At 62.4% G+C, this 19,952-nt stretch carries 17 protein-coding genes; 14 read left to right on the top strand and 3 right to left on the bottom strand.

Features of this window, described 5'->3' with window-relative positions; all coding sequences use genetic code 11:
- Nucleotides 1-11: 11 nt before the first annotated feature.
- On the top strand, nucleotides 12-1,109 hold the full coding sequence (locus tag RS897_RS28930) for an HD-GYP domain-containing protein (RefSeq protein ID WP_315832119.1): 1,098 nt from the start codon (nucleotides 12-14) through the stop codon (nucleotides 1,107-1,109).
- 188 nt (nucleotides 1,110-1,297) lie between these two features.
- On the top strand, nucleotides 1,298-1,378 hold the full coding sequence (pqqA, locus tag RS897_RS28935) for a pyrroloquinoline quinone precursor peptide PqqA (RefSeq protein WP_315838776.1): 81 nt from the start codon (nucleotides 1,298-1,300) through the stop codon (nucleotides 1,376-1,378).
- 267 nt (nucleotides 1,379-1,645) lie between these two features.
- Here pqqA and RS897_RS28940 read toward each other — a convergent pair whose 3' ends face one another.
- Together RS897_RS28940 and RS897_RS28945 are read right to left on the bottom strand one after the other, a co-directional pair.
- Entirely contained in the window at nucleotides 1,646-2,551 is a 906-nt protein-coding gene (locus tag RS897_RS28940; RefSeq protein ID WP_315838777.1) for a response regulator, read from the bottom strand.
- On the bottom strand, nucleotides 2,541-5,942 hold the full coding sequence (locus tag RS897_RS28945) for a hybrid sensor histidine kinase/response regulator (RefSeq protein WP_315832120.1): 3,402 nt from the start codon (nucleotides 5,940-5,942) through the stop codon (nucleotides 2,541-2,543). Before RS897_RS28945 ends, RS897_RS28940 begins: the two co-directional genes overlap by 11 nt.
- Nucleotides 5,943-6,103: 161 nt before the next feature.
- Between RS897_RS28945 and urtA the strand changes: the two genes are divergently transcribed.
- The 9 genes from urtA to RS897_RS28990 all read left to right on the top strand — a co-directional run bounded on the left by urtA (nucleotide 6,104) and on the right by RS897_RS28990 (nucleotide 15,252).
- Entirely contained in the window at nucleotides 6,104-7,366 is a 1,263-nt protein-coding gene (gene urtA, locus RS897_RS28950; RefSeq protein ID WP_315832121.1) for an urea ABC transporter substrate-binding protein, read from the top strand.
- A gap of 279 nt (nucleotides 7,367-7,645) precedes the next feature.
- A complete protein-coding gene (urtB, locus tag RS897_RS28955) occupies nucleotides 7,646-8,572 on the top strand; it encodes an urea ABC transporter permease subunit UrtB (protein WP_315832122.1) in 927 nt (308 codons plus the stop codon).
- Between the two features lie 19 nt (nucleotides 8,573-8,591).
- The gene (gene urtC / locus RS897_RS28960) at nucleotides 8,592-9,746 is read left to right on the top strand and encodes an urea ABC transporter permease subunit UrtC (RefSeq protein WP_315832123.1); all 1,155 of its coding nucleotides are present in this window, start codon (nucleotides 8,592-8,594) and stop codon (nucleotides 9,744-9,746) included.
- A gap of 10 nt (nucleotides 9,747-9,756) precedes the next feature.
- Entirely contained in the window at nucleotides 9,757-10,512 is a 756-nt protein-coding gene (urtD, locus tag RS897_RS28965; RefSeq protein ID WP_315832124.1) for an urea ABC transporter ATP-binding protein UrtD, read from the top strand.
- A gap of 14 nt (nucleotides 10,513-10,526) precedes the next feature.
- On the top strand, nucleotides 10,527-11,216 hold the full coding sequence (gene urtE, locus RS897_RS28970) for an urea ABC transporter ATP-binding subunit UrtE (RefSeq protein WP_315832125.1): 690 nt from the start codon (nucleotides 10,527-10,529) through the stop codon (nucleotides 11,214-11,216).
- 36 nt (nucleotides 11,217-11,252) lie between these two features.
- Nucleotides 11,253-12,482: a formamidase gene (fmdA, locus tag RS897_RS28975; protein ID WP_315832126.1), complete on the top strand. Its 1,230-nt coding sequence runs from the start codon at nucleotides 11,253-11,255 to the stop codon at nucleotides 12,480-12,482.
- A gap of 113 nt (nucleotides 12,483-12,595) precedes the next feature.
- On the top strand, nucleotides 12,596-12,934 hold the full coding sequence (locus RS897_RS28980; RefSeq protein WP_315832127.1) for an FmdB family zinc ribbon protein: 339 nt from the start codon (nucleotides 12,596-12,598) through the stop codon (nucleotides 12,932-12,934).
- Between the two features lie 145 nt (nucleotides 12,935-13,079).
- Nucleotides 13,080-14,258 (top strand): LysM peptidoglycan-binding domain-containing protein, encoded by a 1,179-nt coding sequence (locus RS897_RS28985; protein WP_315832128.1) that lies wholly within the window; start codon nucleotides 13,080-13,082, stop codon nucleotides 14,256-14,258.
- 190 nt (nucleotides 14,259-14,448) lie between these two features.
- A complete protein-coding gene (locus RS897_RS28990) occupies nucleotides 14,449-15,252 on the top strand; it encodes a lytic murein transglycosylase (protein WP_315832129.1) in 804 nt (267 codons plus the stop codon).
- A gap of 176 nt (nucleotides 15,253-15,428) precedes the next feature.
- On the opposite strand, the gene RS897_RS28995 is transcribed toward RS897_RS28990, so the two are convergent.
- A complete protein-coding gene (locus RS897_RS28995; protein WP_315832130.1) occupies nucleotides 15,429-16,121 on the bottom strand; it encodes a FadR/GntR family transcriptional regulator in 693 nt (230 codons plus the stop codon).
- A gap of 354 nt (nucleotides 16,122-16,475) precedes the next feature.
- Between RS897_RS28995 and RS897_RS29000 the strand changes: the two genes are divergently transcribed.
- The 3 genes from RS897_RS29000 to RS897_RS29010 all read left to right on the top strand — a co-directional run bounded on the left by RS897_RS29000 (nucleotide 16,476) and on the right by RS897_RS29010 (nucleotide 19,669).
- Nucleotides 16,476-17,840 (top strand): ABC transporter substrate-binding protein, encoded by a 1,365-nt coding sequence (locus RS897_RS29000; protein ID WP_315832131.1) that lies wholly within the window; start codon nucleotides 16,476-16,478, stop codon nucleotides 17,838-17,840.
- Nucleotides 17,841-17,930: 90 nt separating this feature from the next.
- Complete coding sequence (locus RS897_RS29005; RefSeq protein WP_315832132.1) at nucleotides 17,931-18,809, top strand: carbohydrate ABC transporter permease; 879 nt, start codon at nucleotides 17,931-17,933, stop codon at nucleotides 18,807-18,809.
- The gene (locus RS897_RS29010; RefSeq protein ID WP_315832133.1) at nucleotides 18,806-19,669 is read left to right on the top strand and encodes a carbohydrate ABC transporter permease; all 864 of its coding nucleotides are present in this window, start codon (nucleotides 18,806-18,808) and stop codon (nucleotides 19,667-19,669) included. Before RS897_RS29005 ends, RS897_RS29010 begins: the two co-directional genes overlap by 4 nt.
- Nucleotides 19,670-19,952: the final 283 nt, after the last annotated feature.

The following is a 19,952-nucleotide window of genomic DNA, read 5'->3' on the forward strand; positions in this document are numbered from 1 at the left end:
GGGGTTGGAGTATGTCGTTAGTTGATGGGTCTCTCGGCCGAAGGAATTTGCTTCTGGCGTCCGATCGGGGCGACCGGAGCCGGGAGCTCGAGCAGATTTTGTCCATGGTCGGCCATGTCGATGTGGTGTCCACGTCGGACATGCCGGAGAAGCCGGCCAAAAGCCTCTCGGGAATCGTGGTCGACATCGACCTGCGCTCGACTGAGAGCGTGCAGCGCGTTCGCAACAAGTTAGTCAGCAAGGCGTATCAGTCGATGCCGCGCCTGTTCGTGCTTGCCGATACCCTGCATCACGGCTCGACCCAGGCTTGGGCTCTCGGTGCCACCGATACGATCCAGCGTCCGTTCGACCCGCAGGCGGTTCTGCGCCGGCTGACCGCGTCATTCGCAGAGACATCCGAGAAGAGCGAGACGTCCAGTGCCGCCCGCGAAGCGCTGATGCGCGGCGTCGCGGCTGCGCATGCCGCGCTGGTGCGCGTGTTCGAGAAACTGCGTGCAGGCGTGCCGCTGTCGCCTGATGACGTGATGCAGGAAGAAACCCGCATCCTGAAAGCGCTCAAGCGCTCCTCGATCCGGGAATGGATCCTCGCCGTTCGCAAACATCATAACCGCAGCTACCGGCACTGCCTGCTGGTGACCGGCTTTGCCGTCGCCTTCGGCCAGCAGCTCGGCATGCGCGAGGAAGACCAGCGCCGGCTGGCGCGGGCCGGCCTCATTCACGATGTCGGCAAGGCGTTTATCCCGGTCGCTATCCTGAACAAGGCAAGCGCGTTGAGCGCGACTGAGGAAGAGACCATGCGCGAGCACACCCGCCGCGGCTTCGATGCGCTCTCGGCGCAGGCAAGTTTCCCGCGCGAGATGCTCGACGTTGTGCTGCATCATCACGAATTGCTCGACGGCACCGGATATCCAGACCGCCTGCGCAATGGCGAAATCTCGGACATCGTGCGCATCATCACCATTGTCGATATCTTCTCGACCTTTGTGGAGCGGGCCAACCACGAACCCGAATTCACCCGCGAGAAGGCCTTCTCCACCCTCGAGCACATGAGCGGCAAGGTGGACCAGCAACTGGTGCAGGCCTTCCGCCCGGTCGCGCTGGGCTCGTGAACCTGGGTCGGGTGACCCGTCAGCTTTGTCCAAGAGAGAAATTGTTTTGTCCGGGAGAGAAGTCTTGGCGATGAGACCCGGTCCGCCGGTGCTCGTCGCCCGGTCTTCCGCTCTTGCGCGGTATCGGGCGCGGTCCTAGGCTTGATGTCGACGCGGTGTTCGCGTCCAAATCTCTCTTGGAGGATGCAATGGCCTGGAAGACCCCTAAGGTTGTCGAAGTTCCGGTGGGCATGGAAATCAACATGTACGCCTGCGCAGCGCGCAAATAAGCAGCCAGATAAGCTGAATCGAAACAACTGGCCCGGCTCGACAGCAATGCTTGCGTCGAGCCGTGGCACGTCGTGTTATCACGCTACTACAAGTGATGCTGTGTTATGATGCTACTACAGTGATGGCGCACACGGCTTAATTTTGATTCGCAAAAAGAAAAACTAATCGAAGCAAAAATCACTTCGAGATCGCTTCCTGATGGAACCGGTGTCTCACTCGCAAGCCACATTGAGACGCGGGCCGGCGAAAAATCGTTCTTCGCAACCTCACTTTCGCGACGCCTTCACAGCCATCGCCGCGGCCGCGGTACGGTTCTCCACCCCGAGTTTGGCGTAGATCTGCTCCAGGTGTTTGTCGACGGTGCGCGGGCTGAGCCCCAGGATCTGGGCGATGTCCCGGTTGGCCTTGCCTTTGCTGAGCCACGCCAGCACTTCGCCTTCGCGAGCAGTCAGGCCCAACTCCTTGCTGAACTGCGCCGGGGTGTCAGGGCTGGTTTCCTTTGCGATCCGCAACAGGAATTCGTCGGGGCCGAGCTTGCCCATGAACTGCAGCCGAAGCTGGTCGTTCAGGAGCGGGGCGGCCGGCGGCTTGGCGTCGGCCCGTCCGTCCTCGATGTCCCGCAGCCAATCCGGCAGAGAGGCGGGGAGTGTGACCCGGTCGGATGTCGCCGATCCCAGCAGCTTCTGCGCCTGCGGCGTCGCCCACACCACCTTGCCCTCGCGATTGGCCGCAAACAGAAAGCGACCGGAGACGTCGAGTGCCATCCGGGCGCTCTGCGCCAGCCGCGCATTTGCCAGATGCACTCTGATGCGCGCCAGCATTTCCTGGATCGCGATCGGCTTGGTCACATAGTCGACGCCGCCGGCATCGAGGCCGCGCACGATATGCTCGGTGTCCGCCAATCCCGTCATGAAGATCACGGGCACATGGCCGAGGCCGGCATCGCCCTTCAGCCGCCGGCAGGTCTCGAAACCGTCCATGCCCGGCATCACCGCGTCGAGCAGGATGATGTCGGGGGTGATCTGCTCGACGATCCGCATGCCGGCCGCGCCATCGAGCGCGACCATCACAGTCATGCCGGCGGCATCCAGCGCATCGGTCAAGAGCCGCAGCGTTTCCGGCGAGTCATCGATGACAAGGGCGACGTCGCGCCGTTTCGGATCATGAATCATTGGATTGATGGTACGGGGAATCGACATCTTGCGAACACAGCATTTTCAGGGTGGCGGCGTATTGGTTGAAATCGAAATCGTCGACCAATGAACGGATCCGGGTAACGAAGGCGGTGTGCTCAGGATAATCCGCATCCAGCTGATCGAGCTTGGCCTGGATCGCCCGGACGTGGCCGATCTCGCCGAGGTCGATCAGCTCCTGCATGTCCTGGGTCGACGGCAGCGAGCCGCTGCCCGGCGTCCACACCGGCTCGGGTTTCTCGCGGCTGTCGTATTGCCAATCAATCTTCAGCAATTGTCCGATTTGCTCCAGCACCCGCGACACGTCGATCGGCTTCATCAGGTAGCCGTCGTGGAAGGGCTGCGCCAGCGGCATGCCGTGGGCTTCCAGTGCGCTGGCCGAAATCATCAGGATCCGTGCCTGGTGATGCCCGCTGCCGCGCAGCGCTTCGGCGACGCTCCAGCCGTCCATGCCCGGCATCGAGATGTCGAGCAGGAACAGATCGGGCCGGCAGTGCTGCGCCAGCGCAAGGCAGGAGGGGCCGTCCTGCGCGCTGAGGATGATGAAGCCGAGCGGGCTCAGCACCTGGCGCAGCAGGTCGCGGTGCGAGGGATCGTCATCGGTGATCAGGATGGTCTTGCGCGGGCCGTGATATCCGAACACGGGTTTCGCGATCGGAGCGATCCGGGTCGGGTTGGTGACTTCGGACAGCAGGAGTTTGACGCGGAAGGTGCTGCCGGTGCCCACCGTGCTGGTGACGCGGATGTCGCCCCCCATCACGCCGGCCAGCAGGCGGCTGATGGTGAGCCCAAGGCCCGTTCCGGTGTGCGGCTGCGAGCTGCCGAGCGCGCCGCGCTCGAACGGCGCGAAAATGCGCTCCAGGTCGTCCGGCTGGATGCCCGGTCCGGTGTCGATGATTTCGAACTCGGCGACCGGGCTGCGGTAATGCATCACGAACTGCACGCTGCCGCTGGCCGTGAACTTGATGGCGTTGGAGAGCAGGTTGATCAGGATCTGGCGCAGCCGTTTCTCGTCGGCGAACACCACCGGTGGCAGATAGCCCGGGCGGCGGAAGACGAAGTCGATGCCCTTGGCGGCGGCCTGCAGCCGGAACATCCCCACGAGCTGGTCGAGGAATTCGCCGAGGCGGACCTCGTCGCGGGAGAGATAAAGCCGGCCGGCCTCGATCTTGGAAATGTCGAGGATGCCGTCGATCAGTCCGGAGAGATGGTCGGCGCTCCGGCGCACCACACGCACCTGGTCGCGCGGCTTGGTTTCCAGGCTGGAATCCTGTTCCAGCAGTTGCGCATAGCCGCTGATGGCATTGAGTGGCGACCTTAGTTCATGACTGAGCCCCACCACATAACGGCTTTTGGCGAGGTTGGCGGATTCGGCGACCTCCTTGGCGCGCTGTAGTTCGGCATCGGTGCGCTTGTGGGCATCGATTTCCTGGATCAGCAGCGTGGTCTGCCGGCGGGTTTCGTCTTCCGCCGCGCGCCGGCTCTGCTGCGCCAGCACGAACAGCCAGGCCACCACGGCGATGATGATGACCAGCGCGAAAAACACCTTCCACAGCACGTCGGAGAGCTGCACCGCTTCGGTGGTGATTTCGGTGGATGACTGCAAATAGATCAGTCCCAGTGTCAGCCCGACCAGGCCGGACGAGATCAGGAACACCCGCAGATAATGCCCGAGCTGGGAGTTGAGATATGCCTGGATACGCTGCGGCAGGATCTTGCCGAGGGAGTCCGAGATCTGTCCCTGCACGCGGGCGTGCGGCTTGCAGAGGTCGTGGCAGCGCGCATCGAGGGAGCAGCACAGCGAACAGATCGGGCCGGAGTAGGCGGGGCAGGAGGCCATGTCCTCGGGCTCGAACGAATGCTCACAGATGCAGCAGGGAATCTGCTCCAGGTCCTGCCAGCTCCGCTTCGGCTTGCGCGCGATGTAGTATTTGCCGCGCGTCGCCAGCGCGATGGCCGGCGCCGAGACAAAGGCTGCCAATAGCGCCACGAACGGCGACAGTGCTTTCGCGGTCGGTCCGAACAGGCCGTAGAATGCGCTGACGGAGACGATGGTCGCGATTGCCATGGCGCCGACACCGACCGGATTGATGTCGTAGAGATGCGCGCGCTTGAACTCCATCAATTGTGGACGCAGCCCCAGCGGTTTGTTGATGACGAGATCCGCCACCAGCGCGCCGACCCAGGCGATCGCCACATTGGAGTAGAGCGCCAGCGTTTGTTCCAGCGCCTTGTAGACCCCGATCTCCATCAGGAGCACGGCGACCACGACATTGAACACCAGCCAGACCACGCGTCCCGGATGGTTGTGGGTCAGGCGCGAGAAGAAGTTCGACCAGGCGATCGATCCCGCATATGCATTGGTCACGTTGATCTTGATCTGCGAGAGAATGACGAAGGTGCCGGTCAGCGCCAGCGCCAGGTCGGGCTGCGACAGCACATATCGGAAGGCCGACAGATACATCTGCGTCGGCTCTGCCGCGTGCTCGGGGGCGATGCCATGACTGAGTGCGAAGAAGGCAAGAAATGATCCCGCCAGCAGCTTGATCGCACCGATCACGATCCAGCCGGGGCCGGCGCTGAGCAGCGCCACCCACCATGACGTCTTTGAGGTGCGGCGATCGCGCGGCAGGAAACGCAGGAAGTCGACCTGTTCGCCGATCTGCGCCACCAGCGAAAACACCACCGACGCCGCCGTGCCGAACAGCAGCAGGTCGAGATGGCCGGCCGGATTGCCATGCTCGCCGGTGAACTGTGTCCAGGCGACAAAGGAGTCGCGGTTACCGTAGGCGATCGCCGCGAACGGCAGGATATGCAGGATGACCCACAGCGGCTGGGTCCAGAGCTGGAAGCGGCTGATCAGCGTGATGCCGTGGGTCACCAGCGGGATGATCACCACGGCGCTGACCAGATATCCGATCGGGCGGGGGATCCCGAAGCAGAGCTCCAGCGCCATCGCCAGGATCACCGCTTCGATGGCGAAGAAAATGAACGTGAAGGTGGCGTAGATCAGCGAGGTGATGGTGGAGCCGATGTAGCCGAAGCCGGCGCCGCGGGTCAGCAGATCGATGTCCACGCCGCAGCGCGCGGCATAGTAGGCGATCGGCAGCCCGCAGCAGAAGATGATGACACTGACCACAAGGATGGCGGCGACTGAATTGGTGGCGCCGTAATTGAGAGTGATGGTGCCACCGATCGCTTCCAGCGCCAGGAACGAAATCGCGCCGAGCGCGGTGTTGGCGACGCGAGCGGCGGACCAGCGTCGCGCGCTCTTGGCGGTGAAGCGGAGCGCGTAGTCTTCCAGCGTCTGGTTGGCGACCCACTGATTGTACTGGCGCCTGACGCGGTCTATCCGCTGCCGCCCCTCCACCCTTGTTACCCCTCAAATTGGCCGAACCGCCTCGGCTCACCTCTTGCCAAAATCTACGTCGCTGTTTTGCGGTGCAGTATACGCGATCCTGCGTATCTGTGCAGCGCACAATTTCAGCAATCCTCGATCAGAACGTGAGCTTACAACCAGAAGGGGTGATCATGTCTGAGGAACAGGATAGAGGGTTGCAATCGGCATTTCGCCGAAAGCTGTTGATGGGGATGGCGGCGCTGCCCGCCATGTCGCTGCTGCCGACGCCATCATTGGCACAGGCGCCGGCAACGTCGGCGGTCAACACCACGGGCCTTGCGGTCACCGACACCGAGGTCACGGTCGGTATCCTGCACTCGGTGACCGGCACCATGGCCATCAGCGAGACTGGTTCCGTCGAAGCCGAAAAGCTTGCCATCGAGCAGATCAACGCCGCGGGCGGCGTGCTCGGCCGCAAGATCAAGTTCATCCAGGAAGACGGCGCCAGCGATTGGCCGACGTTTGCCGAAAAGGCCAAGAAGCTGCTGGTCAACGACAAGTGCGCCGCCGTGATGGGCTGCTGGACCTCGGCCTCGCGCAAGGCGGTGCTGCCGGTGTTCGAGCAGTACAACGGCATGCTGTACTACCCGACCTTCTATGAAGGCCTGGAGCAGTCCAAGAACGTCATCTACACCGGACAGGAAGCCACCCAGCAGATCATCGCCGGCCTCGACTGGGTCAACAAGACCAAGAGCGCCAAGAGCTTTTATCTGCTCGGCTCCGACTACATCTGGCCGCGCACCTCCAACAAGATCGCGCGCAAGCACATCGAGGGACACCTGCAGGGCTGCAAGGTGGTCGGCGAGGAATACTTCCCGCTGGGCCACACCCAGTTCAACTCGGTGATCAACAAGATCAAGCTGACCAAGCCGGACGTGATCTACGCCATCATCGTCGGCGGCTCCAACGTCGCCTTCTACAAGCAGCTCAAGGCCGCCGGCATCGATCTCTCCAAGCAGACCCTGCTGACCATCTCGGTCACCGAGGACGAGATCGACGGCATCGGTGGTGAAAACATCGCCGGCGCCTATGCCTGCATGAAGTATTTCCAGTCCCTCGACAACGCCAACAACAAGACGTTCGTGCCCGCGTTCAAGAAGATGTGGGGCGAAAAGACCGTGATCGGCGACGTCACCCAGGCTGCTTATCTCGGCCCGTGGCTGTGGAAATTGACGGTGGAGAAGGCCGGCAGCTTCGACATCGACAAGGTCGCGGCCGCATCCCCGGGCGTGGAATTCAAGGGCGCGCCGGAAGGCTATGTGCGCATCCACGAAAACCATCATCTGTGGTCCAAGACCCGCGTCGGCCGCGCCCGCGCCGACGGGCAGTACGAACTGATCTACGAGACCGCGGATCTGGTCGAGCCGGATCCGTTCCCCAAAGGTTACCAGTAAGCGTTTTCGGCCTCCCAGGCCCGGACCGTTCGGTCCGTGCCGACGCCCCGCGCCGCGGTCCTCATCCCGCGGCGCGGGCACTCTCCGGAGAGACGATGAGATGAAGTGGAACAGTTATCCGTCACCCTGAGGTGGCCGCGCAGCGGCCCTCGAAGGGCGACGGCCCGAGCGGGTAGCTCCGGGGCCGTTCCATCCTTCGAGGCGCGCAAGAGCGCGCACCTCAGGATGACGGAACTGCAGTTCAACCGCGTTTAGCAAAGACGACAGCAGGAGAGGTTGATGTTCGGCGACTATTCGCTTGGTGATCTCAGCTCGATCTTTGTGATGCAGGGCTTTGCAGGCCTGATCCTGTTCTCGGTGTTCGTGCTGATGGCGCTGGGCCTGGCGATCATCTTCGGCCAGATGGGCGTCATCAACATGGCGCACGGCGAGTTCATGATCCTGGGCGCCTACGTCACCTGGCTGACGTCGAGCTTCTTCCAGGCGCATTTTCCGGCGCTGTTCAGCGGCTACTTCTTTGTTGCGATGATCCTCGCATTCTTTGCCTCAGGCGCACTGGGCATGCTGGTGGAATGGGCGCTGATCCGCCATCTCTACAAGCGTCCGCTCGATACGCTGCTGGCCACCTGGGGCCTGAGCCTGATCCTGCAGCAGACTTATCGTTCGGTGTTCGGCGCCCGCGAGGTTGGCGTCGAACTGCCGGAATGGATGATGGGCTCCAAGCAGGTCACCGACACCATCGAGATTCCCATCAACGGCATCTTCGTGATGTGCCTGACAGTGCTGATCACGCTGGCTGTCGCCTACATCATGTACAAGTCGCGCTGGGGCCAGCAGGTGCGCGCCGTAATGCAGAACCGCGTCATGGCCGGTGCCGTCGGCATCAACACCGACAAGGTCGATCGCTACACCTTCGCGCTGGGCTGCGGCATTGCCGGGATCGCCGGCAGCGCCTTCACCATGATCGGCTCCACAGGGCCGACCGCCGGCCAGCTTTACATCGTCGACACCTTCCTGGTCGTGGTGTTTGGCGGCGCCGCCAGCCTCCTGGGCACCATAGCCTCCGCGTTCACCATCTCGCAGGCCCGCTCCACACTTGAGTTCTTCACCTCCGGATCGATGGCGCAAGTGATCACGCTGCTCGCGATCGTGGGCATTCTGATGCTGCGGCCGCAGGGGCTGTTCGCCCTCAAGGTCCGCAAATAACACGACGGGGGCTGGGGCTATGAACGACAATCCGCGCTTCTTTACGCGCTCCGAACTGGTGGGATTGGCCGCGCTCGCGCTGCTGCTGGTGGTGATCCTGCCGGTCAGCCTCGATGTGTTCCGGCTGAACCTGGTGGCCAAGTATCTGACCTACTCATTTGTCGCGCTCGGGCTGGTGCTGTGCTGGGGATACGGCGGCATTCTCAGCCTGGGGCAGGGCGTGTTCTTTGGCCTCGGCGGCTATTGCATGGCGATGTTCCTCAAGCTGGAGGCATCGAGTGTTGCCAACACCAAGATCCAGTCGACCCCGGGCATTCCCGACTTCATGGACTGGAATCAGCTGACCCAGCTGCCGTTCTTCTGGAAGCCGTTTCACAGCCTGACCTTCACCATCGTGGCCATTCTGGTGGTTCCCGCCATCTTCGCTTTCATCATCGGTGCGGCGATGTTCAAGCGCCGGGTCGGCGGCGTCTATTTCGCGATCATCACCCAGGCGGTGGCCGCCATCCTGACCATCCTGATCGTGGGCCAGCAGGGTTACACCGGCGGCATCAATGGCATCACCGACCTGCGCACCCTCAATGGCTGGGACATCCGCACCGACCACGCCAAGTTCATTCTCTACTTCGTCGAGGTCGCCTGTCTGTTCGGCTGCATCGGCGTGGCGCAATTCATCCGCCACTCCAAGCTCGGCCGCATCCTGGTAGCGATGCGCGACAAGGAAGACCGCGTCCGCTTCTCCGGCTACAGCGTCGCCAACTTTAAGATCTTTGCATTCTGCGCCGCGGCCGTGTTCGCCGCGATCGGCGGCGCGCTATTCACTCTCGAGGTCGGCTTCATGTCGCCGTCCTTCGTCGGCATCGTGCCCTCGATCGAAATGGTGATCTACACCGCGGTGGGCGGCCGTCTGTCGATCTTCGGCGCCGTCTACGGCACGCTGCTGGTGAATTTCGCCAAGACCAGCCTGTCGGAATCCTTCCCGCAATTGTGGCTGTTCGGCCTCGGCGCATTGTTCATTGCGGTGGTGCTTGCGTTCCCGGACGGCCTGGCCGGCATCTGGCGCGACCATGTGCAATCGCGGATCGACAGGTTGCTGTCACGCAAGGTCAAGAATGGCGCCGACAAGGGCAGCTGGACTGACAGTTCGGTCGCCGACGGCGCTCCGGCGGAGTGAGGAGGGCATCATGCTGGTCGGTCATCAACCCAAGGACTTCCTGCTCGCGGTCGAAAGTCTCACCGTGTCGTTTGACGGCTTCAAGGCGGTCAACGATCTCTCCTTCTATGTCGACGAGAATGAGATCCGCGTCATCATTGGGCCAAACGGCGCCGGTAAAACCACCGTGCTCGATTTGATCTGCGGCAAGACCAAGGCCACCGCGGGCTCCATCCAGTTCCGCGGCAAGGAGCTGACCCGGATGAAGGAAAACCAGATCGTCCAGGCGGGCGTCGGGCGCAAGTTCCAGACCCCGTCGATCTATGACGATCTCACCGTGTTCGAGAATCTGGAAATCTCCTATCCGCGCGGCCGCACCGTGTTCGGCGCGCTGGCGTTCAAGCGCGATGCGGCGGTGCGCGATCGGGTGGAGGAGATCGCCGAGATGATCTTTTTGAAGGATCGCCTCCATATGAGCGCGGACCTGCTCAGCCACGGCCAGAAGCAGTGGCTGGAGATCGGCATGCTGCTGATCCAGGACCCGGAACTTCTGATGCTGGACGAGCCGGTCGCCGGCATGAGCGTCAGCGAACGGGTGAAGACCGCCGAGCTGCTCAACCGCATCATCAAGGATCGTTCGGTGCTGGTGATCGAGCACGACATGAAATTCGTCGAGGATATCGCCCACAAGGTTACGGTGCTGCACCAGGGCCAGATCCTCTCGGAAGGCTCGATGGACAAGGTCAAGAGCGACCCCAAAGTCATCGAAGTCTATCTCGGACACTGAGCGGGAGACATGTGATGCTGGCAATCTCGGATCTTCATGTCGCCTACGGCCAGAGCGAGGTGCTGCACGGCCTTAATGTCTCCGTCGCGCCCAACGAAATCGTGGCGATCATGGGCCGCAACGGCATGGGCAAGACCACCCTGATGAAATCCCTGATGGGGATCGTGCCGACCAAAAGCGGTTCGGTCACCATGAACGGCGTCGAGGTGTCCGGACTCAAGAGTTACGAGCGGGTGGCCCAGGGCCTGGCCTATGTGCCGCAGGGCCGGATGATTTTTTCCGCCATGACGGTGCAGGAAAATATCGAGACGGGCCTCGTCACGTCGGGTGCAAAGAACGTGCCCGCGGATATCTATGAGCTGTTTCCGGTGCTGCTGGAGATGAAAGGTCGCCGTGGCGGCAACCTCTCGGGTGGCCAGCAGCAGCAACTCGCGATCGCCCGTGCGCTCGCAACCAAGCCCAAGGTGCTGCTGCTGGACGAACCGACCGAAGGCATCCAGCCCTCGATCATCCGCGAGATGGCGCGGACGCTCAAACGAATCCGCGACGAGCGAGGGCTCTCCATCGTGGTGTCTGAGCAGGTGCTGAGCTTTGCGCTGGATATCGCCGACCGCGTGCTGGTGATTGAGAACGGCGAGATCGTCCGCGACGATCCGCGCGCCGGGATCGATGAGGCTCAAATCGCCAAATTCCTGTCCGTCTAACTCCAAACGTCACTTGCAAAAGAAGGGGAGCGTTCGATGCCTGACACACTGATCAAGGTTGACCTCACGCAATCGGCTTATGAAAACGACAAGATCCACAACCGCTGGCATCCCGATATTCCGATGGTGGAATGGGTCAGCCCCGGCGATGACTTCATCATCGAGACCTACGACTGGACCGGCGGCTTCATCAAGAACAACGATTCCGCCGATGACGTCCGCGACATCGATCTGTCGATCGTGCACTTCCTCTCCGGCCCGATCGGGGTGAAGGGCGCCGAGCCCGGCGATCTCCTGGTGGTCGACCTGCTCGACGTCGGCCCGATGAAGGAAAGCCTCTGGGGCTTCAACGGCTTTTTCTCCAAGCAGAACGGCGGCGGATTCCTCACCGATCACTTCCCGCTGGCGCAGAAGTCGATTTGGGACTTCAAGGGCATGTACACCTCGTCGCGGCATATTCCCGGCGTGAACTTCGCCGGCCTGATCCATCCCGGCCTGATCGGTTGTCTGCCCGATCCAAAACTGCTCGCAACCTGGAACGAGCGCGAGACCGCGCTGATCGCCACCAATCCGACCCGTGTTCCCGGTCTTGCCAATCCCCCCTTCGGCCCGACCGCGCACATGGGCCGCCTCAAGGGTGACGACAAGGCCAAGGCGGCGGCGGAGGGCGCACGCACGGTGCCGCCGCGCGAGCATGGCGGCAACTGCGACATCAAGGATCTGTCGCGGGGCTCGAAGATCTATTTCCCGGTCTATGTGCCCGGCGGCGGCCTCTCCATGGGCGATCTGCACTTCAGCCAGGGCGACGGCGAAATCACCTTCTGCGGCGCCATCGAGATGGCCGGCTGGCTGCACATCAAGGTCGATGTGATCAAGGACGGCGTGGCCAAATACGGCATCAAGAACCCGGTGTTCAAGCCGTCGCCGGTGACGCCGAACTACAAGGATTATCTGATTTTCGAGGGCATCTCGGTCGACGAGCAGGGCAAGCAGCATTATCTCGACGTCCACATCGCCTATCGCCAGGCCTGTCTCAATGCCATCGAGTATCTGAAGAAGTTCGGCTACTCCGGCGCCCAGGCCTATTCTATCCTCGGCACCGCGCCATGCCAGGGCCACATCTCCGGCGTGGTCGATGTGCCCAACGCCTGCGCCACCCTGTGGCTGCCGACGGAAATCTTCGACTTCGACATCATGCCGTCGTCGGCGGGGCCGATCAAACACATCAAGGGCGGCATCGACATGCCGCTGTCGCAGGACAAATAAGCTGACCGTGTAGCCCGCATGAGCGTCAGCGACATGCGGGAGCCGCATCGCGATCAATCCCGGGTGTCGCTTACGCTCACCCGGGCTACAGCTCCTCTCTCTGGAGACCCAACATGCCGGTCTATGAATATCTCTGCGACGATTGCGGCCCCTTCACCAACATGCGCCCGATGGCGGAATGTGACGAGCCGGATGACTGTCCGGCCTGCGGCACGGTGGCGCCGCGCGTCATTCTCACCGCGCCACATTTCTCCTGTCTTCCGGCCTCCACCCGCAAGGCCCACGCGACCAATGAGCGCAGCGCCCATGCGCCGAAGACGCTGGGTGAGTACAAGGCCTCTCACGCTCCCGGATGCGGCTGCTGTTCCGGCAAGGCCTCGCGGCTGATGACCAAGAGCAAGAGCGGAGCCAAGGGCTTTCCCAGCGCAAGGCCGTGGATGATCAGCCATTGACGTCGACACTGGCTCTGCTGGCGCTGCGGCGCACACTGGTCGCACTGGCCGGCCGGTGCATTTAATCGTTTGGCGGGCTTGATGGGCCGGCCAAACCGACGCACTGTCGCGGCGTGCCGGCATTTCGGCCGACGGGCGACACATCATGACCACGACTTCGATGAGCCGACTGGTCCTGCCGGGATTGGGTCTGTGCGTCGTCTGTGCCGTGTCGGCTGCCGCGCTTGTGTTTGCGTATGTCCGCCACGAGGTGCCGTCTCAACCGAAAGTCGCGTTCGTGGCACCAACGGCGACAAAGCCGGCCACAGGCGTAGCTGAGGACAAGCCGGTTCCGCTCGCAAAGGCCTTGGCGGAGGCCAATGCCGTGGTGGCCGCACTCGGCACAGCAGCGCCGGATGTCAGTGACGGTGGTCCGGCCTTCGATGTCGCTAGCATCGAGCCGGGCGGCGATGCGGTGATCGCGGGCAGGGCAGCGCCCGGTGCGACGGTCGAACTGCTGCGGAACGGTGAGCCGCATGACCGTGCGGTTGCCGATCGCTCCGGGCAATTTGCCATGGTGCCGCCCCGGCTTCCGGCGGGCAGCTACGACCTGACCCTGCGGGTCACGCAGCCCGACGGCAAGCAAATCACATCCCGGCAAAGTGTGGCGGTGGTGATCGAGCCGGGCCAGCAGGAACGGCCGGTGGCGGCCTTGATGACCCCGGGCAAGCCGACCGTGGTCCTGTCGCAGCCGGCAACGCCCGCGCCGGCAGGCGGTCCGGTTGCTGTGGAGACGGTCGAGACGGAGGCGGGCGGCAAGCTCTACATCAGCGGCCGCTCTCGCCCCGGTGCGACGATCAGACTTTATCTCAACGACAGTTATCTGGCGTCTGTGACAGCGGCCGCCGATGGACGCTTTGCGGTGACCATCAACAAGGGTGTGGCGCCCGGCAGCTATCGCGTTAGGCTGGACGAAGTGGAGGGCAGCGCTGGAGCGGTCCGGTCGCGGGCGGAGGTTCCGTTCAACGTCCCGGATGCGGTGATGGCCACAGGGTCCGTGCCGGAGCAGAGCGCCGCGTCCAACGAGAAGAATGCAATTGCATCAGGGCCGCGGCTTGCCGCTGCCATCACGCCACCCGTCGGTGGATCGCCGTCTGCCGTGGTCGTGCCCGGCATTGTCACGACCACCGTATCCCGCGGTGACAGCCTTTGGCGCATCAGCCAGCTCGCCTATGGTGCCGGCACGCGATACGCGGTGATCTACAACGCCAACCGCCAGCAGATCCGCAATCCGGATCGCATCTATCCCGGCCAGATCTTTGTCCTTCCCACGAAGGAGCGCTGAGCTCACTTGCGGTACCGCGACCTGATTTCTGCGAGAGGTCACGTGCGGGCACCGTGGCCGGGGACATCCAGACCGGGCCCATATACGCAGTCCGCCGAGGTTTGCCATCGTTGGTTCCGACGGCTAACTTCGCGGTTGCGTCGGCAGGGGCGGTGACCGCGTCCGACGCGGATCGCGCGGAGGGCTTGGAATGACCAGGGGTTGGCAGCTCAAAACGATCTCTGCGGCCGTCCTTGTGGCGCTTGCTGGGATGATCGGCCAGGCGGTTGCCGCGCAGTGCGGCAGTACATCGGCCGGCTTCGAGGCGTGGAAGGAGCAGTTCGCCGCGGAAGCGCGGGGGCGGGCCAGCGCTTCTGCCATCGCCGCGCTGATGGGGACGACGTATTCCAGCGCCACCATCGCCGCCGACCGCAACCAGCACAGCATGCGGCTGTCGCTGGACCAGTTTCTTGCCAGGCGCGGCGGCCCTGCCATCGTGTCGCGCGGGCGGTCGCTCAAGCAATCCAGCGCGGCGATGTTTGCCTCCATCGAGCAGCGCTACGGCGTTCCGCCAGGCCCGCTCCTGGCCATATGGGGAATGGAGACGGGGTTCGGCCGCTCGCGGGGAAATCAGAACACGCTGTCCGCGGTGGCGACGCTCGCCTATGACTGTCGCCGATCGGAGTATTTCACCGACCAACTGAATGCAGCCCTGACCCTGGTCGGCCGGGGTGTCTTCTCGGCCAACACTCGCGGCTCGATGCATGGCGAGGTCGGCCATACCCAATTCCTGCCCAAGAACATCCTGACCTATGGCACCGGCGGAAGCCTCGACAATGCGAGCACCGCACTGAGCTCGACGGCCAATTTCCTGCGAGGCCATGGCTGGCGTGCGGGCGGGGGCTATCAGCCCGGCGACGGCAACTTTGCCGCGATCCAGGCCTGGAATGCCGCGCCGGTCTATCAGAAGGCCATCGCCATTATCGGCCAGCAGATCGATGGCGGAGAGCGCTGAAGCGAACTTGGCCAAAGCTTTTGTCGGCCGGCGGTTATTCCGTAACGCAGAAGCGCCGGTTCTCGATGCGCTCGCCATTGTCATACATCCAGCGGGCTATGGACTCGTACCGGTTTGTGGCGCACTGCGCCGAGGCGATCGTGGTCGCCGTCGCGGCGTCATGACCTGAGCTGTCGTCAGTACAGCGCGGCGCGGTTGAGCGCTTCGTCGAAATGTCGCGTCATCATCTTGCGCGCCTTGATGGCGTCGCGGTTGCGGATCGCCTGCACGATGCCTTCGTGGGTTTTCAGGATCTGCTTCCATTCGGCCAGCGACGTGATCGAGCAGAGCCCGTCATAGATCATGCTCTTGATCGACATGGTCAGCGCTTCGGTGGTGATGGCGTACAGCGGGTTGCCCGACGCCTGCGCGATGGCTGCATGCAGCTCGAAGTCGGTGACCAGGAACTGCTTGGGATTCTGCAGGCTGCCGCGCAGGCCTTCGATCGCCACGTCAAGCCGGCACAGATGCGCGTCGGTGCGTTCGCTGGCGGCGAGCACCGCGGCTTCGCATTCGACGGTCCGGCGAAACGTTCCGATATGTCGGAACGTCACCTGCCGCGTCGCGAGGCCATGATCGAAGGCCCGCGCCATCGCATTGGGCTCCAGCCGATGCACGATCGGCCGTCGGCCATTGGCAATGTCGACGATGCCGACCGCCTCGAGCTGGGTGAGGGCTTCGCGCACGACACCGCGACTGACGCCGAAGATCGCGCCGAGCTCCTGCGCGCTTGGGAGAAAATCGCCGGCGCCAAGACCGTTTTCCACAATGTGATCCCGCACGCGGTCCACGACCTGGTCCACCAGGCTCACGGCCTTGATCGGCTCCACCGGATTTTTCCTCACGTTCGTTCTTATTTATCTGTGCGCATCGGCGCTCGCCCCAACATGTGAGGCGAGGGCGAACATACATCGATCTGCGAACGCTAGACAATCCTACTGTCCGCCTATATGACAGCTAACAAGCAACACGGCGGATAACGCCGGGGCTGAGATGGACGAGGGGAGAGGCCGATGCGACAGTTTCCATCGTGCACGCACGCGTGGTTTGCGACATGATCGACGCGGACGATCGACCGATATCTGGCCGGCGGCGCGCTTGCGCCGCGGCATGCGATTCAAACGCAAATCAAATCAAAAATCCAAATCAAGAACTGTAGGAGGACTGGAATGGGGAGGTCTCACATGAAGTGTATGGTTGCGGCGGGATTGGCGGCGGCTCTGCTGTCATCGACCGCGCCGGCGTCGGCGGACACGCTGACGGTGTGGTGGGTGAAGGGCTTCTACAAGGCCGAAGACGATGCGCTGAACCACGCCATCAAGGGTTTCGAGGCGAAGACCGGCCACAAGGTCGAGCTGTCGCAGTATCCCGTGCAGGACATGATCCCGAAGACCGTCGCGGCGCTGGATTCCGGCACCCCGCCGGACGTGGCCTATGCGGACGTCTACGACTTCCAGGTCGCCGGCAAGTGGGCGTTCGACGGCAAGCTCGAAGACATCTCCGATATCATGGCGCCGCTCAAGGACAAGTTCGCGCCGAACACCCTAGAGACGGCCTATCTGCTCAATGGCAAGACCAACACGCGTGCCTATTACGCGTTCCCGATCAAGCAGCAGACCATGCATATCCAGTACTGGAAGGACATGCTGGAGAAAGCCGACATCAAGGCCTCCGACATTCCGACCGGATGGGACGACTACTGGAATTTCTGGTGCGAGAAGGTGCAGCCGGCCGTGCGCAAGGCCACCGGGCAGCGCATCTTCGGCATCGGCGTGCCGATGGGCGTGGACTCCAGCGACTCCTTCTATTCGTTCCTGACCTTCATGGACGCCTACAACGTCAAGCTTGTCGACGACAACGGCAAGCTCCTGGTCGACGATCCCAAGGTGAAGGAAGGCCTGGTCAAGGCGCTCAACAGTTATGTGATGCCGGCGCTGAAAGGCTGCGCGCCGCCGTCGGCCACCAGCTGGAAGGATCCGGACAACAACGTCGCCTTCCACAACCGTTCCATCGTGCTGACCCACAACGCCACCATCTCGATCGCCGGCAAGTGGCTCGACGACAGCAACAACGAGTCGCTGACGCCGGAGCAGCGGGCACAAGCCAAGAAGAACTATGAGGAACTGATCGCGACCGCCGGGTTCCCCAACAAGCCGGATGGTTCGAAGATGGTCTATCGCGCTGCGGTGAAGGTCGGTGCCATCTTCTCGAACTCGAAGAACAAGGCGGTGGCCAAACAGTTCGTGACATTCCTGCTGCAGGATGAGAACCTGAAGCCGTATGTCGAGGGATCGCTTGGCCGCTGGTTCCCGGTGACGAAGAGCGGGCAGGAAAGTCCGTTCTGGCAGGCGGATGCGCACCGCAAGTCGGTCTACAACCAGTTCAAGTCGGGGACCGTGACCTTCGAGTTCACCAAGAACTACAAGTTCACCGTCGTCAACAACGAGAATGTCTGGGCGGTGGCGATGAACCGCGTGGTCAACGAAAAGATGCCGGCAGACAAGGCGGTCGATGAAATGATTGCCCGCATCAAGGCGATCGCCAACTAGGCTCTTGAAGGGCGAGGCGGCGCGCGCCGCCTCGCTTTCCTTTCCGGATCACCAGGCGGGACTGCCCGCCGCACACGCAGAGGCACACCCATGTCCGTGCTGGCATCGGCCGCTCCCCCAGACACAGCCGAGGGACGATTCAGTCTGTCGCGGATGACGCCGGCGGAAAAGCTCGGCCTCATGATGATCGTGCCGTACGTCATCTTGTTCTTGGTGTTCGTGCTGTATCCGGTCTGTTACGGCCTGTGGCTGGCGCGCAATCCGGCGAGCTATGCCAAGCTTGCGGCCGATCCGATCTTCCTGCGCACCGTCATCAACACGGTGATTTTCCTCGGCGTCGGCATCACGCTGAAAATGATCATCGCGCTGTTCCTGTCGGATTTCTTCGTGCAGGACCGCTGGTGGATCAAGATCCTGGCGCTGATCTTCATCCTGCCGTGGGCGGTGCCATCGATCACCACCATCCTGTCGATCCGCTTCATGCTCAATCCGGAGTGGGGTATCATCAACCACACGATCTTTACCCTGACCGGCGACGACGGGCCGAACTGGCTGAACAATCCGACGCTGGCGCTGGCACTCGCCATGGTTGTACACATCTGGAAATCGCTGCCGTTCTGGACTCTGATTTTGGTTGCCGGGCGGCTGGCGATTCCGAACGACCTCTATGAGGCCGCCGATGTTGACGGAGCCACAACGGTGCAGAAATTCCGCTTCGTGACATGGCCGTCGCTGCAGACACTGTGGCTGACCTGCCTGATCCTGTCGACGTTGTGGTCGCTCGGCGACTTCAACAGTGTGTATCTCTTGACCGGAGGCGGGCCCGCCGATCTCACCCATGTGCTGGCCACGTTGGGGCTGCGCTATCTGCGGCTCGACCAGGTCGAGATGTCGGTGGCGGCGGTGGTCTGCGCCATGCCGCTGGTCATTCCCCTGATTTACTTCATGATGAAACGGTTGGCCAAATGAGCGCGGTCGCACGAGAGGCCTTCTGGCACAAGATCACCACCGAGGCGAAGCTGCTGCTGATCGGCATCCCGGTGCTGCTGTGGACCATGGCGCCGATCTACCACATGATGCTGTTCGCCTTCTCGGCGAAGGACAGCGCAATGTCCGGCGCGCTGTGGCCGAAGGAGCCGACCCTCAACAATTTCGCCATCGTGTTCGGCCAGAAGCACTTTTATCTGCATCATTTCTGGCTGCAGTTCTGGAATTCGTTCGTGATCGCTGCGGCGACCGGGATCATCACGCTGTTCATCGCCACGTTCGCGGCGTTCGCCATCAGCCGGCTGAAGGTGAGGGGCGGGGCGATGGTGATGAACCTCGCGCTGTTCACCTACTTCATTCCGGCGGCGTTCCTTGCCGTGCCGATGTATCGCACCATGGGCAATTACGGCCTGCTCAACACCCACTGGGCGATGATCCTGGCCATGGTGACGCTGTCGTCGCCCTACGCGATCTGGGTGCTCAAGCAGGCCTCCGACAAGCTGCCTTTCGAACTCGACGAGGCCGCCACCATGGACGGCGCCTCGCCCTGGCAGCTGTTCCGGCTGGTCTATCTGCCGCTGATGGTGCCGTCGCTGGTCGCGGTCGGCACCTACGCCCTGCTGCTCGCCTGGAACGAATATCTCTATGCTTTCCTGCTGTTGTCGCGCGACACCGACATCACGCTGGGCGTGGCGCTCGGCAACTTCCTGGCGGCGGACGACTCGCCTTGGGAGTTGTTGATGGCGACGGGACTGGTCTACTCGCTGCCGCCGGTCGTCATCTATTATGTGTTCAAGCGCTACATGGTGTCCGGGCTGACCGCGGGCGCGGTGAAGAGCTGAGGCGCTCCCGTCGGGCGTCGCCTTGCTGGTTGCATTTTGGAGAAAAACTTGTGGATCTGCGCGGTGTGAGACGACGCATGTCACGTGACTGCGCTACCGCTTGTTCTCGCCACAACTATAACTTATAGTTGTGGTTTATTGTTTCATAAACTGTTTGGCCTATGGGATTTTGTTTGTGCGGGGCGATGCCTGGAATACCCGCGATTTTATCTAAATTGTCTTCTCAACACGTGATTTTTGTCACCGCGCCGGGCGGACTTTCCGGTTTAGACCTCTTTTAGAA

The organism is Bradyrhizobium prioriisuperbiae, assembly GCF_032397745.1.
Classification (GTDB): domain Bacteria; phylum Pseudomonadota; class Alphaproteobacteria; order Rhizobiales; family Xanthobacteraceae; genus Bradyrhizobium_A; species Bradyrhizobium_A prioriisuperbiae.

Coding starts and splice junctions, on each gene's coding strand:
- RS897_RS28930 (WP_315832119.1), top strand. CDS start 12: ATGTCGTTAGTTGATGGGTCTCTCGGCCGAAGGAATTTGCTTCTGGCG.
- pqqA (WP_315838776.1), top strand. CDS start 1,298: ATGGCCTGGAAGACCCCTAAGGTTGTCGAAGTTCCGGTGGGCATGGAA.
- RS897_RS28940 (WP_315838777.1), bottom strand. CDS start 2,551: ATGATTCATGATCCGAAACGGCGCGACGTCGCCCTTGTCATCGATGAC.
- urtA (WP_315832121.1), top strand. CDS start 6,104: ATGTCTGAGGAACAGGATAGAGGGTTGCAATCGGCATTTCGCCGAAAG.
- urtB (WP_315832122.1), top strand. CDS start 7,646: ATGTTCGGCGACTATTCGCTTGGTGATCTCAGCTCGATCTTTGTGATG.
- urtC (WP_315832123.1), top strand. CDS start 8,592: ATGAACGACAATCCGCGCTTCTTTACGCGCTCCGAACTGGTGGGATTG.
- urtD (WP_315832124.1), top strand. CDS start 9,757: ATGCTGGTCGGTCATCAACCCAAGGACTTCCTGCTCGCGGTCGAAAGT.
- urtE (WP_315832125.1), top strand. CDS start 10,527: ATGCTGGCAATCTCGGATCTTCATGTCGCCTACGGCCAGAGCGAGGTG.
- fmdA (WP_315832126.1), top strand. CDS start 11,253: ATGCCTGACACACTGATCAAGGTTGACCTCACGCAATCGGCTTATGAA.
- RS897_RS28980 (WP_315832127.1), top strand. CDS start 12,596: ATGCCGGTCTATGAATATCTCTGCGACGATTGCGGCCCCTTCACCAAC.
- RS897_RS28985 (WP_315832128.1), top strand. CDS start 13,080: ATGACCACGACTTCGATGAGCCGACTGGTCCTGCCGGGATTGGGTCTG.
- RS897_RS28990 (WP_315832129.1), top strand. CDS start 14,449: ATGACCAGGGGTTGGCAGCTCAAAACGATCTCTGCGGCCGTCCTTGTG.
- RS897_RS29000 (WP_315832131.1), top strand. CDS start 16,476: ATGAAGTGTATGGTTGCGGCGGGATTGGCGGCGGCTCTGCTGTCATCG.
- RS897_RS29005 (WP_315832132.1), top strand. CDS start 17,931: ATGTCCGTGCTGGCATCGGCCGCTCCCCCAGACACAGCCGAGGGACGA.
- RS897_RS29010 (WP_315832133.1), top strand. CDS start 18,806: ATGAGCGCGGTCGCACGAGAGGCCTTCTGGCACAAGATCACCACCGAG.